The organism is Sphingopyxis terrae subsp. terrae NBRC 15098 (assembly GCF_001598815.1).
Taxonomy (GTDB): Bacteria; Pseudomonadota; Alphaproteobacteria; order Sphingomonadales; family Sphingomonadaceae; genus Sphingopyxis; species Sphingopyxis terrae.
In genome coordinates, this window is sequence record NZ_BCZQ01000018.1 from 15,749 (window position 1) to 30,172 (window position 14,424).

6 protein-coding genes are annotated in these 14,424 nt (G+C 63.8%); 3 read left to right on the forward strand and 3 right to left on the reverse strand.

Features of this window, described 5'->3' with window-relative positions; translation table 11 throughout:
* Positions 1–59: 59 nt before the first annotated feature.
* Both STE01S_RS11605 and STE01S_RS20410 read right to left on the reverse strand, forming a co-directional pair.
* Positions 60–3,158, reverse strand: a complete 3,099-nt coding sequence (locus STE01S_RS11605; RefSeq protein ID WP_082813312.1) for a TonB-dependent receptor plug domain-containing protein — start codon at positions 3,156–3,158, stop codon at positions 60–62.
* 354 nt (positions 3,159–3,512) lie between these two features.
* The gene (locus STE01S_RS20410) at positions 3,513–3,746 is read right to left on the reverse strand and encodes a hypothetical protein (RefSeq protein ID WP_062767809.1); all 234 of its coding nucleotides are present in this window, start codon (positions 3,744–3,746) and stop codon (positions 3,513–3,515) included.
* Positions 3,747–3,777: 31 nt separating this feature from the next.
* Between STE01S_RS20410 and STE01S_RS11615 the strand changes: the two genes are divergently transcribed.
* The 3 genes from STE01S_RS11615 to STE01S_RS11625 all read left to right on the forward strand — a co-directional run bounded on the left by STE01S_RS11615 (position 3,778) and on the right by STE01S_RS11625 (position 12,304).
* Positions 3,778–5,106, forward strand: coding sequence for an alpha/beta fold hydrolase (locus tag STE01S_RS11615; protein ID WP_162928270.1), 1,329 nt, complete (start codon positions 3,778–3,780; stop codon positions 5,104–5,106).
* A 180-nt stretch (positions 5,107–5,286) separates the two neighbouring features.
* Positions 5,287–6,393 (forward strand): helix-turn-helix transcriptional regulator, encoded by a 1,107-nt coding sequence (locus STE01S_RS11620; RefSeq protein ID WP_062767813.1) that lies wholly within the window; start codon positions 5,287–5,289, stop codon positions 6,391–6,393.
* A 274-nt stretch (positions 6,394–6,667) separates the two neighbouring features.
* Complete coding sequence (locus STE01S_RS11625; protein WP_062767815.1) at positions 6,668–12,304, forward strand: autotransporter domain-containing protein; 5,637 nt, start codon at positions 6,668–6,670, stop codon at positions 12,302–12,304.
* Between the two features lie 118 nt (positions 12,305–12,422).
* Here STE01S_RS11625 and STE01S_RS11630 read toward each other — a convergent pair whose 3' ends face one another.
* Entirely contained in the window at positions 12,423–14,324 is a 1,902-nt protein-coding gene (locus tag STE01S_RS11630; protein WP_162928271.1) for an AsmA family protein, read from the reverse strand.
* Positions 14,325–14,424 lie beyond the last annotated feature (100 nt).

Below are 14,424 nucleotides of genomic sequence, written 5' to 3' on the forward strand. Positions count from 1 at the left end.
AAAGATGGGGGGCGGTGTATCGCCGCCCCCCTTCCCGGAATGCCGGGCACGCAAGAGCTTCAGAAGTCCAGCTTCGCGCCGATGCGGAAATAGCGGCCCATGATGTTCGGACCGGCCCAAGCCGGGTTGAAACCATAGCTGCCATAGGCGGCATTGGGATCGAACGGCGGCTTGATATCGAGGACATTCAGGGCATTGGCATAAAGGGTGAACTTGTCGTTGATCCGGTGCGACGCGATCAGATCGAGATTCCAGACCGCTTTAGACCGGCACATCACCGGCGTTCCGTCATCATAGGCCGCAGCGCCTACATCCAGCGCGCTCTGACAATTTCCCGGCGTGGCGCCGAAATCGACCTGCGCGACGTCATAACCGCTGGTGTAATAGGCCGTGGCCGAAACGGTCGTGTTGCCGAAGGACAGCGTATTCTGCCAGCTCGCGCGCCAGCGCGGCGAGCCGGAACAGGAGGTCGTGTTGCAGGGGCTCAACGTGCCCTCATATTGCAACGGGTCAGCGGCAGCTCCGGTGAGCGGATCGACCAACGTCAGATGATTTTTGTCGAGATAGGATGCTTCGAACGAGCTCTCCCATTGCAGCCTGTCGGCGAGCCAGAGCCGGGCATTGATCCCGAAATCTACGCCCTGAACCAATTGACGATTTGCATTGGTGTAAGATGCCTGAATTGAGCCGATATGCGGCAGGGCTCCGGGGTTCGCTTGGTCGACGACCCCTTGTGTGACGGTAAACCCGGGGATGTTAACGACACCATTGTTCGAATAATAGGCCGCTATGGCAGGGCCGATCCCGGTGACACCGACGATCTGGTCGCGAATTTTGATCCGCCAGAGGTCGACGGTGAAGTTCAGGTTGCGGACGGGCTCGAAAATTGCTCCCAGCGTGATGTTTTCAGATTTTTCGGGAGAGAGTTCAGGGTTCCCCACGTTGGTCAATCCCACCGAAAAGGGTGAGGCTGCATAGCTGTTATTGCCGTGAGCGGCGCAGAAGTCGGCGTAGGTGTTGCAAAAATTTCCGCCACCCTGTGAAAGGAAACCGGTTGTCGGAAGGCCGAAGGCTTCGTTGAAGCTCGGAATGCGAAAGCCTCTCGACCAGGTCCCGCGCACTGCCAACTGCGGAATGGGGGTGAACTTGACGCCGACCTTGGGCGAAAAATTCTTCTGCCCGGTCGAATAGGAATCATAACGGCCCGACAAATTCATTTCGAGCTCATCGACGATTTGCACCCCGATTTCACCGAACGCCGAAAAGACATTACGGCTACCGGCCGTGCCCACTGCGTTGATCCCATAATAGCGATCATAGGGGTGCGCGTCGTTTTGCGGATTGGCGCTTGGTGCATCGATCGCCTCGTGGCGATACGCAAGGCCCAAGGCCATCTCAAGTGGGCCGCCTGGCAGTTCGAATACCGAACCCGAGACCGCTGCTGTCGCCTGCCAAAGATCGGAGGTGGAGCGTGTTACATTCGTGGGCATAATGTAATCCCACACATCTTCGGGGGTGGCCGCCGGGTTGGCGAAGTTGAGCGTGCCGCGCGCCAGGACGTCCATGATTCTTTGCGGGATGGGGTAGCCGCGCTGAACACGATCGAGCTGTACGTTCGAAGCGGTGAAGTCGGCAGAATACTTCCATTTGTCCGCCAGTGACCCGGTGAGACCGATCACACCGCGCAGCGACCGCACGGAGGTTTCGTCGCTCGTGGGGCGATCGGGAGAAAAGAATAGCTGCGCGGTTTGCCCATCGGATGCATAGGGGTTGTAAGGATTGAGCGTGCCGTTGGTTGCATCGCATCCCGTCCCGGCGCCGTTCAGCGTACCCACCCCGGTCGGGCAAACATAAACCGGCGCGATGACATTGTAGACGACGGCGGAGCCACGCGGCGCGGTTGGGCGATCGCGAAATCCTCGCGGCGCTTGCAGTGCAAAAGTATCCGTCCGATAATAGTTACCTTGGATGTAAATCTCATGCGCGTCACCCAGTTTGGCCGTGAAGCGCGTTGAAAATCCGAAGCGCTCGACATCGGGTTGCAGCATGCCGTAAGCCCCGACAGTATTCGCCTCGCAGATGCGGCCATCGGCGGGAGCCGACGCCGATCCTCCCTGCTCGGGGTCCAATTGCTCGGGCGTGAGTTGTACAGGGGTCCAGCGACCACAACCTAGCGCAGGATTCAGGAAGGAAAAGCGACCGGAGCCCAGGTCTCCGCCAGCGGTGGCTACCGGGCGGACCATTACCACGCCGGGGACAGCGAACAGGGTGTTGATCGATCCGTCCGGACTGACCCCGTTGGCGTTGAGATTGTGCATGCACGCGCCGTCGGCGTTGCAGATGCGGCTCCAGTCCGAGGTGTTGAACGGATAGCCGCGGTCGCGCGCCCACAGGGCATCCTGCTTCAGATATTCGCCGCTGATATACAGGTTCAAACCTTGATCCGCGAGGTCGCCATAACCATAGGTCGCGTCGAAGCGCTGCTCGCCGGCGTCGCCGCGCTGCGATATTCCCATCGACCCATTCAGATGCAGGCCGTTGACCTGCTTCTTGGTGATGACATTGATGACGCCTGCGACCGCGTCGGCGCCATAAGTCGAAGACGCCCCATCGCGAAGCACTTCGATACGCTCAACGATCGCGTTCGGGATTGTGTTCATGTCGACGAAGTTGCGCTGACCATCGTCCGCGAGCGGGTAGGGGGCCATGCGCAGCCCGTCGAACACAGTCAGAGTCGATTGAACGGTAAGACCTCGCAGCGCAATTGCGTTGGCACCAGCCGCGAAATTGTTCCCATTGTTCCACCCTTGCGTAATCGTACCGGCATTGCCGGCCGAAATACGCTGCATCGCGTCCGCCACCGTGTTGAGGCCGCGCCGCTCCATCGTTTCGGCAGACAGCACAGTGACAGGAGAGGCTGTCTCGGCATTGGTACGGCGGAATAGCGAGCCGGTGACGACGATGGCTTCTTCCGGCGCTGCCGCTTCCTCCGCGCTGGCATGGAGATGCTGCTCAAGGGGCGCTAGCGAGCTTTCGCCTGCCTGCAGGCTCTGGGCATAGACCGGGGTCACCAGCAGCAACCCGGCTGCCGGGAAGAGCGAGGCCAGTGCGGTCGTGCTACACAGCATTTTGGCCATAGTCATGTTTCGTTTCATCATATTCAGCCCTCTTTTTTCCCATCGACACTCGCGCACCGCTGTGCGTCGCAGTTTGACGGGCTTGGTAGGTGGCGCAGAGGGACGCGCGAAGCCGTTCGACGGATTTGCTCCGCCGTCTACTTGCCCCAGACGCCCCGCAGTGCCGCGCCCGTATTCGAAAAGGGCGCACCGCAAGTGATAGGTCGCACCCGTCGAGCCTTCCGGCTAAAGCGACGGAAGTCGACGGCGATGCGACGGAGGCGGCGGCCGTGCAGACGGTAGGTTATTTGGAAGTGGCGTGCCGCGCTTCATGTAAGTCGGGAAGTTGAAGCCGCTCGCCGTGGCCGGTGAGATGCCCGCGAAGCCTTGGCTTCCTCAGCCTTCGATGATCCACGAAGGAAGGTTGCGATCGTCGGCAAGAAGCAGGCCGAGGCCGGGCGAGTGCGCGGTTTTGAAGGTGAGGACTCCCGGTTCGAGCTGTTCAAAGCGAGCCCGGCAAAGTGCGATTGCAATTGATCTTGTTTTCAAAAGGAAAATCGCGACAGTCGGGATGATACAAGATTCAGGGGCGGCGCTTAGATTGATCTCGAACCCGGCATCCGACTGCATCGGCGCCTACGACAATGCGTCGCGCGCCAACGTGGCCCGAATATTCGCGCTTTCGCCGCGTCAGGCCGAACTATTGTGGAATCTCGTCGATACCGGGGCGCTGCGCGACGCAGCGGTTTCAGCGGGCATTTCCTATGTTTCGGCGCGCAACATGCTCGCGGAGATCAAGGTCAAGCTGGGGCTGGACACGATCCCGCTGATCGTCGGACAGGTTCTTGCGATCAGCGATCATCATGCCGGAGCCACGCAGTTGCACGATCTGTTCGGGCTCAGTGATCGGCAGTTTGCAATCGCCCGTGCCGTTGCGATCCGCAAGAGCCGCGCCGAAATCGCTGGATCGCTGCACCTTTCGGAATCGGTGATCGATGCCGAGATGAAGAATATCCACCTGATCCTTGGTACCGGCAATGCGGCGGAGGTCGTCCGGATCGTTTCCGCCGCGCTTGAGCATCCTTCGGTCGATGCCGAGCCCGAGATAACGATGCTCGACGGCCATGTGCTGCCCGCCGCTGCGATCGACCATGGGGGGCGCAGGATCGCCTATTCCGATTATGGCCCGGCGGGAGGCAAGCCGGTGTTGATCCTGCACAGCACGATAACCGCGCGCGCGCCGCCGACGCGGCTGGTGCGCGTACTGGCGGCGCGCGGCTTCCGCGTATTGGCCATCGACCGGCCGGGGTTCGGGGGTACCGACCCGGCGGCCGACTGGTCGTCGCTCTATCGCCCCGCGTCGGACGATGTCGCGGCGGTCTGCGCGGCGCTGGGCATCGCGCATATCGATCTTGTCGCGCGGGGGAGCGGTCAGGCGGCGGTCTGCCTCGCGCACCGTCACCCCGATCTGGTGGCGCGCGCCGTCCTCGTCAATCCGACCCCGGCGATCGATCACACGCCGCACGACCGCGGGCCGCTCGGCATCGTCAAGCGGCGCTTTGCGGCGAACCCGGCGGTGATCGAACTGATGATCCGCACGCTCGCCCGCTTCGCCACCGCAACGCGCATGCGCGACGGCATGATCCGCTCCTATCGCGACAGCCCGCCCGATCTCGCGCTGGCCGAAGGCGATCCGCAGTTCGTGGCGGATTATCTGCGCGCGACGCGCGATTTCGCGCGCGGCCGGATTCGGGGCTATGTCGAGGAACAACGCGCCTGGGCGACCGGTTTCGACGTCGAACCGCTGCCCGGAAAGGCGCAGTGGCGCATCGTGCAGGGCGCCCATTATATCTTGCACGCACCCGACGCCGCGATCGCCTATTGGCAACCGCGACTGCCCGACACGCCGGTCAGGCGGATCGCCGATGCCGGCCAGATGCTCGCCTATTCGCACCCCGAAATCGTCGCCGAAGCACTTGCCGAGGCGTGATTTTTTGAAAGAACCATACATTCCGGGATGGACGCCGCCGCCGCCGCGCTTTTAGGTAGACGTCCCCACGGCGGACTTCGACGGTCGGCGCGCAGGGCAATGATATCCGTATAAGGCAGGGGTCGGTTTTGAGCATGGGCTGCGCGCAGCGCGGTCAACTCGGGGTGATGAGGGCAGGGCATGGGGCAGCGTATCCCGCCGGATTGGGACGACATATTTCTTGAAGCAGCACTGGAACCCGCAAATTGGCTGGGGGCGCTCGACCGCATGGCGAGGCATACCGGATCCAGCCACGGACAGTTGATCGGCGTCGGTGGCGCTCGCGAGCGGCCTTTCAATATCGTTACCAATTTCGGCCCCGACATGATCGCGAAGGCGCAGAGCAACGATTGGTACGGCGAGACGACGAATTTTCGCATCGCCGTGTCGAACCAGCATGTTGCCAAAGGCCATTATGATCCGATCCTGCACGAAGCGCATTATGATGCCGCGGTCGAGACGCTCGAATCGCGCGACTATGTCGACTGGTGCGAAGAGATCGGCATTCCCTTCGGCTGCCAGACCAATCTCGTCATCGACAACTTCGGCATTGTCGGGCTGGCGACGCTCCGCAATCGCGGCGATCGCCGCACCACCGACGATCAGCGCGGTATATTTGCGCAAGCGGCCGCCGCAGCTCGCCGCGCGGTGCGCTTGCAGGAAAAGCTCGAAGGCCAGCAGGCCCAACTGCTTGCCGGTGCTTTCGACGCGATTTCGGTGACCGCCTTCATCCTCGATGCCCGGGGCAATTTGCTCGCGCATACGCTGGCGGCGGAGGCCTTGCTGCAAGCGGGAACGGTCCGGCAGGTCGGGTCGTCGATCGATGCCGGCGGCGCCCCCCATACGCTCCGTGCCTTGATCCAGGCGCTGATTGCCGAAGAGGGTGCGCGGCATGGCCGCACGATGCTGGCGACCGGAGATGCGGCGCCGTCGCTGATGATCGAGGGCTTTCGCCTTCCCGAGCGCGACTGGTCGCTGGGCAAGCGACCGCACGCGATTTTGGTCGTCAACCCGCCCCGACGCGACCGCGCGGGCGTTACGCCCTTCCTCTCGACGCTCTACCGGCTCAGCCCGGCGGAGGCCGACATTGCGCTGCGCCTGTTCGAAGGAAAGACCCGCGCACAGATCAGCGACGAACGCGGCGTGACGGCTGAAACGCTGCGCGGACAGATCAAGCAAATCTATCAGAAGTGCGGTGTCGACGGGGAGGCGGCACTGATGCGTTTGCTTGCACCGATTTTTGCATAGGCACCCCCCGCGCGGGGGGTGACGCCAGGGTGCCGGCTAAATTACGGCACCCAATCGGGGACTAAGGGGTCGTTCGCCGGGTGCCGATTGCTGCGACGCAATCCGCCCCGCGGGAACGGGCACCGGTAACCGGCCACTCGATGCGACCCCGAGTGGCCGGTTGCTCCCAAGGACAGGGGATCGTGACGGACATTGCGGACAAGGTCATCCGGGGCGCGAGGCGCCTTTCGGAAACCCTGCCGCTCGGGCTTGAAACTGAAGGGGTTTTCACATCATGTCGACCATTGCCAAATCGCGTCTGCTGACGACCAGCGCGATCGCCGGAATTTCGATCCTGCAACTGGGCGCTGCCGCCCATGCGCAGGAACAGACCCCCGCTTTCGGCGTGCATGTGGACCAACCCGGGACGGTCGAGGTCAATGTCGGCGAGGACGAGGAAATCGTTGGTAACGACATCGGTATCTACGCGGATAATGGCACGGTCATCGTCGACAATGCCGGGACGATCCGCGGGGACGGCTTTTCGCCGGCGGGGCTGGACAGCCGGCCAGCCGGTGGCATCGTCATCGCTCAGCCGGGGGCGTCGATCACCAACAGCGGGACGATCAGCGGCGCGGCAAACGGGATCGCCACGTCCTATTTCTTCAGCGAGGATGAAAATGGCGACAATCTGCCGCCGGCGGCGCTCGCCGCCGACACGGTCGTCGTCAACAGCGGTCTGATCAGCGGGGAAGGCGGAGCGGGCGTATCGCTCGTCGGCGGCGGCAGCGTCACCAACGATGGCACCATCCGCGGCGCCAATGGCGCGCCGGGCAGCGGGATCAACGGCATCGGCGTCGCGATCGCCGAATTTCCCGACCGGATCGCCGAGGGGGTTGAAGGCGTCGGATCGATCGTCAACAGCGAAGACGGGCTGATCGAAGGCCAGGCTATCGGCGCCGTCTTGCAAGGCGGCGGCACGATCGAGAACCAAGGCACGATCCGTGCCTTTGGACAGTTCAATCCGGCGACGCCGGCAGCGCAGACGCCGATCGGCGTTGTTATGACTGCCACGCCCCACCAGCAGGGACGGAGCGCGACACTGACCAACGACGGACTCGTCCAGGGGTTCATCGGTGTGGTCGCAACCGGTTCGCTGGAGACGGTAACCATCAACAATGAAGGTGCGATCATCGGGCAGGGGATCGGTATCACCGGTCAATCGACCGGCGACCTGATCGTCAACAATGGCGAAGACGCACAGATTGTGGCGAGCGGCAATGCGATCGCGGCCAATACGAGCACGCTCACCGTCGACAATGCCGGGCTGATCCAGAGCCAGGGCCAGGTCGGCATCAACATAGCCTCAGCGAATGCGGTCATCGTCAACAGCGGCGGGATCGTCGGCGGCACCAACGCGATCACGACCGCGGCGCTGCAGACCGCGCCGAACATTTTCGTCAATACGGCCGTTAACGCCAGCGTGACCAACAGCGGCTCTATCACGGCGCAAAACGGCACGGGCGTCAGGTTCCAGGGCGGCGGATCGGTCGCCAACAGCGGGTCGATCAGCGGCACCGTCGACGGCGTCTATATCGCGATGCTTCCCGATCAGGATGCCGAAGACTTTTCGGCGACGGTTGCCAACGAAGCCGAGAGCGAAGTGTCGGGAGGGCGGTTCGGCGTCAACCTGATGGCTGGCGGTTCGGTCGAGAATGACGGCAGCATCAGCGGTGGCATTACCGGCGTCGTCGTCCAGAATGCGCTCGGCCTTGCCGATGTGGCGGGCAGCGTGACGAACGGTGGCTCGATCACCGGCACCGATGCCTTCGGCGTCGCCTTCGATGGCCTGGCCAGCGCGACGCTGACGAACAGCGGCACGATCACCGGCGGCGGCAACGATGGCGTCAACGTCAGCTATATGCCCGGTGGCCACACGATGATCGACAATCAGGACGGCGCGACGATCACCGGCGCGGCTTCGGGCATCCGCATCGACGATGGTACGGCAGAGATCGTCAACGCGGGCACGTTCCGGGGCAACGGCAGCAGCACCGACCTCTATTTCTATCCCGACGCGGGCATCACCGTTACCGGCGGGGTAGCGACCATCACCAACAGCGGCACCATTTCGGGCAATCGTCTGGGCATTACCACCGCGCCCTATATGGATCCCTTCACGGGCGAATATAGCGGCGTTGCGGTCGGCGCGGCGGTCGTCAACAGCGGTACGATCATCGGCGACAATGACGATGGCGTCCGCCTGATCGGCGGCGGCAGTGTGACCAACAGCGGTACGATCGAAGGTCGCACCGAAGCCTTTGCCGACGGCATTTCGATGTTCGCCTATACCGATCAGGCGAACGAGGATTATGCGGCCAGCGTGACCAATCAGGACGGCGGTTCGATCGCAGGGCAGCGCTTCGGTATCATCCTGTCGGGGGGCGGTTCGGTCGATAATGCCGGCGAGATCGTCGGCGTCGCTGGCGGCGTGTTCATCCAGGGCACCGCGCTCAACAGCGCACCGGGCGAGGATCGCAGCGGGCTGACCGCCAGCGTCGTCAACAGCGGCCTGATCCAAGGCACGGGCGACCTGGGCGGCAGCGGCGGCGACGGCTATGGCGTCGGCTTTGGCAGCGACATGTCGAGCGCCACGCTCGAAAACAGCGGTACGATCCTGAGTGACTTCGGAGCCGCGGTTTCGCAAGGGTCGCGTGCAGACGTCACCGTCACCAATCTGGAAGGCGGAACGATCGAGGGCGCAACATCGGGCATCTATTCCTTTGCGACCGGGACGCTCACGGTGGACAATGCCGGGACGATCCGCGGCAACGGCAGCTACGACGGCTTCGCCGCCGCGCCCGACGCCGGGATCACGATCACGACCGCAACGTCGAGCGTGACGAACAGCGGCACCATCTCGGGCGCGGGCGCAGGGATCACCACCGCCTATCAATTCGATGACGATATCGGCGATCTGGTCGGCATCGCGATCGGAACCACGGTCGAGAACAGCGGCACCATCAGCGGCGAATCGAACGATGGCGTCCGCCTGATCGGCGGCGGCACCGTAACCAACAGCGGTACCATTACCGGTGCGGGGGCTTCCTTTGCCGATGGCGTGTCGATGTACGCCTATGACGGACAGGATGGCGAGAGCTTTGCGGCCAATGTCGTCAACAGCGCGAGCGGAACGATCGGTGGCGACCGGTTCGGTATCATCCTGTCGGGCGGCGGCACCGTCGACAATGCGGGCACGATCGCCGGCACCACCGGCGGCGTCCTCATTCAGAGCGACCTTGCCGACACGCCCGGCCTGCTCGGCAATTTCATCAACAGCGGGGCCATCACCAGCGCCGATGGCGCGGCAATCATCGCCCATGTCCAGTCGAACGTCACCAATGCGGGCACGCTGAGCGGCGGAAATGGCGTCGCAATCCAGCTCGATGCGTATGACGATGTGGTGACGCTGAAGACCGGGAGCGCCGTCGATGGCCTGATCGACGCCGGGGCGGGCGAAGACAGCCTGGTACTCGATGGCGATGTCCTTGCACTGACCGAGGCGCAGCAGCTGACTTCGTTATCGGGTTTCGAAGCGCTGACGGTCGCGGCGGGCTATTGGTCGACCAGCGGCATGGTCGGCGAATTCGGCAACGTCGTGATCGACGAAGATGCTGCGTTGCAGGTCAATGAAGTGGTTGGCGAAGACGGCGCGGAATCGCCCATCCTGACCCCGGCGGTGACGACCAACGGCTTGCTCGTGCTCAACTTCGGCGACGATGAGACCGTCTCGAACCTTGACGAACTGACGATCAGCGGCAGCGGCAAGCTGCAGTTGATCGGCGATGCGGTATTCACCGTCGATACCGATACGGTGGCGCACACCGGCGGGACGATCGTGTCGGACGGCGGCCTTGTCCTAACCGGCCTGCTTCAGGGCGATGTGAAGACCGAGGGCGACGGCTATTTCGAACTCGGCGCGGGCGGCACCGAAGGCAGCTTCGCGGGCGACATCGTCAACGACGGGCGTTTCGTTTTCAACCGTTCGGACGATTACGACTTCCTCGGTGCCTTTTCGGGTAGCGGCACGCTCGACAAGCTGGGTGACGGCACGCTGACCTTCATGGGTGACTATGGCTTCCAGGGCGTGACCAACATCTTTGGGGGCGCCGTGCGGATCGGCGGGACGATCGACCCCGGTACCGACTTCAATCTGGGTGAAGGCGGGTCGCTCGACATCACCGGAAAGGACCAGACGATCGGTGGCCTTGCTGGCGAGAGCGGCGCCCAAGTCGTGCTCGGCGACAATCAACTGACCGTCGATCAGGACGACAATAGCGAATTTGCCGGCACCATTTCGGGAAGCGGCGGCTTCGTCAAATCGGGTGACGGTACGCTCAACCTGTCGGGCGACAGCGACTATACCGGCCCGACGACCGTCGATGGCGGCAAGCTTGCCGTCAACGGTTCGATCGTCTCCGACGTCACCGTCAATGCCGGCGGCGCGCTGGGCGGCAACGGCAGCGTCGGCACGACGACGATCAATGGCGACGGCAAGTTGACGCCGGGCAACTCGATCGGGCGCCTCACCGTCAACGGCGATCTCGATTTCGCGGCCGGTTCGGTCTATGAGGTGGAGGTCAATGCCGCGGGTGCGGGTGACCGCGTCGATGCGACGGGCCTCGTCACCATCGACAGCGATGCGAGCGTGGCGGTGCTGGCGGAGGACGGCGACTATAACGGCCGCACCGACTATGTGATCCTGACGGGTGCGGGCGGGATCGACGGCACCTTCGGTTCGGTGACCAGCGACCTGGCCTTCCTTGATCCGCTGCTGCGTTACGGCGCCAATTCGGTGACGCTGTCGCTGTATCGCAACGACGTCGATTTCGCCGACGTGGCGATCGGGTTCAACCAGGCGAGCGTTGCCGCGGCGGTCCAGTCGCGCGGCATCGACGATCCGCTGTTCGAAGCGGTGGTCAACCAGAATGCGACCGGCGCGCAGGCCGCTTTCGGTGATCTCTCAGGCGAAATTCTTGCCAGCACGCTCAGCGGGCTGACCGACGATAGCCGGCACCTGCGCAACGCGTTGTACAGCATGTCGGGTCCGGCCGAGGCCGGCCTCTTCCTCTGGGGTTCGGCCTTTGGCGGCTGGGGCGACTTCGATGCCAAGGGAGGACGCTTTGGCATGGATACCGACCACAAGGGCTTCGTCACCGGCATCGGCTATGGCGGCAACGGCTTCGCGGCGGCAATCTCGGCAGGGATCGGCGACAGCGATTTCCGCCTCGGCGGCCGCAACGACCATGCACAGGCCGACAGCAAATATCTGGCCGCACATGTCAGCTATGGCACGGGCGAGGGCGTTCGCGCCGCCGCCGGCCTTGCGTATGGCTGGCATGATATCGACACCAGCCGTTCGATCAGCGTCGCGACGCTGGCGCAGACGCTGACGTCGAAGCGCGATGCGGACACGATGCAGCTCTTCGGCGAACTTGGTTATGACGTGCGGACGAGCAACCTTGCACTGACGCCCTTCTTCCGTCTTGCCCATGTCCGCACCAAGAGCGACGCCTTTGCCGAAGCCGGCGGCAATGCGGCGCTTTCGATCGCGGCGGCAAAGCAGGAAACGACCTTCGTCAGCCTGGGCGGCCGCGTACGGTTCAACATCGGTGAGGGCTTCCAGCCCTATGTGTCCGCCGCGTGGAACCGGGCTTCCGGCGACCGCGGTGCGCCGGTGGCCGCGGCCTTCACCACCGGGGGCGGCAGCTTCGCCCTGATCGGCACGCCGATCCCGAAGAATTCGGCCGAGATCGAAGCGGGCTTCGATTATAGCGCGGGCAATTTCCGGATCGGCGCCGCCTATAGCGGTACACTGGCCGGCGATCGCAACACCCATGGCGCACGCGTGACCGCACGGATCGCCTTCTGATCATTCTACCCCGATCAAAGGCAACATGCGGCTGGGGCCGGAGCAGGGTCAAAATGCTCCGGCCCCTTCGCCGTTTCGGCACGGCGCGGGGTTGCGTTCCGAACGTGGGGTCAGGCCCCTAGCGCAGCGCTTCGGCGGCGAGCGCGCGGCAGTTGACCGTTCCCGGCTTGGGAAGCGGCGCATCGCGCTGCGGATCCTTGCGCAGACCGAGCGCCGCGCCGATCGACCGTGTCACCGCCCCGAACACCCCGCCGCCCGATTTCTTTCCGGGTGGCGCGAAATCGATGGTGGGCTGCGACAGCGTTCCCTCGACCTTCACCGGATCGACGAGCTTGAGATCGGGCTTCTCGCTTCCCGCGCCATTCATGGCCAGCGCGATGCGCTCACCATCGAGGTTTATCTGGCCGCGCCCGCGCGCCCGGGCGATGGCGGTGTCGATGACCAGCGGGGCGGGCGTCAGCAGCCCGTCCTTGGCCGCAAAGGCGAGGATCGCGCACCGGATCGGCGTCATGGCCTCGTCGTCCCCCAGTTTCTGCCCGATCGCTCCGCCAAGGTCCTGCGCCATGACATAAGCGGCTGCGCGGTTCATCGCGCCGCCGCTCGCGACGAAGGCGATCTTCCCGTTTCCTGAAGCGAAGGCCTGGCGGACGGTGTCGCCGCGTCCCGAAATCCGAACCAGCCCGCGCACGGGACCGCGGATCATGTCGGGCTGGCCGATGAAATCGTCGAAGCTGGCTCCCTCGACACGCAATTCGGTGGTCAAAAGGGGAATCTTGCTGCGCGAATCGACCCTGACCCGGCCGGTCATGGTGCCGCGCCCGAGCTGTGCGACGGCCTTGTCGAGCGTCAGTATCCGGTGGTCGAGCGACAGCTGACCCTTAAGGCTTTTGAACACCGACCCTCCCTTTACGAGCAGTTGATGGATCGTGATGCGAATGACGCCGTCGGTAGGCCCCATTTTCGCTAGATTGATCCGCGTGTCTGGAAAGATGCGCGGGCCGATGCGCGCTTCCTGCGCGCGTGCGGCCGCAAGTCCGGCGTCGTCGGCCAGATCGTCGAAGTCCAGCCGGGGCGCATCGATGCTGGCGTCGATTCTGGTGCGACCGTCACGCTTCAGTATCTTCGCGGTGGCGGCAATCGTCGAACGACCGATGCGCCCGTCGAGCTTGTCGATAAACCAGTCGCTCCCGTCGCGGCGCACCGTGCCGACAAGGTCGATCGCCTGGGTGCCGAACAGCCCCGCCTCGATGATATAGTCGAGTTGCTTGAGGCTGGTACCGCGCGCCGCCATCCGCATGGTCATATGCCCGGTGTCCAGGGGGGCGGCCATCGTGCCCGAGGCGCGTAGCCGGAGCAGGTCTGACGTCAATTCGGCGGAAAAGGGCCAGCGGCCATTGGCGTCTTGGATCCAACGCGCCGCCGCGCCAAGCTTCGCGGCGGCGCCGTTGAATTGCCCTTCGGCGGCAATCGCGAGGCCCTTGGCGTCCTTGGCTTCGATCGTTCCGGCGATGTCGAGGTGGCGCTTGGCATCCTTGAGCGTGAAGCGGCCATCATTTATCCGAACGGTGCCGATGGCAGGCGGCGGCGAACTGTCCGAACCGCCGGGCCGACGGCCACCCCAATTTGTCCGTCCGTCGGCATCGCGGATCAGCGCCAGCGACAGGCCGTCGATATCGATCGAGCGCGGCGCAATCGTGCCGGTCAAAAGCTTCAGGATCGGCAGGCGGATGCGCAGGCGCCCTATCGTCGCCATGTCGCCGTGTCCCGCCCAGGCGGGCTGTCCGACGCGGACGCTGCGAGCTTCTATCTCGGGCGAGAAAGAGAAAACATCCCTTCTCTCCAGCGCCCCGATATGAACGGGCGCGCCGAATTTTTCGCTCAGGCGCGCCTCGGCCGTCCCGCGCAGCATTCCCACCGGAAAGGTCGCGAGCAGCACAGCGGCAAGAAGAACCACGCCTGCGGCGACGACAAGGGCCATGCGCGCTTTGCGCGACAGGTGCGGCAGGGCGGGGCGGTTCACGCGGTTCGCTCGCAAGCGCGAACGGTCGGGGAGGATATCGAAAACATGCGTCTTCGATATGCGGGAGCGCGCGCAAGGTTCCTTGCGTGCCATTGATGGT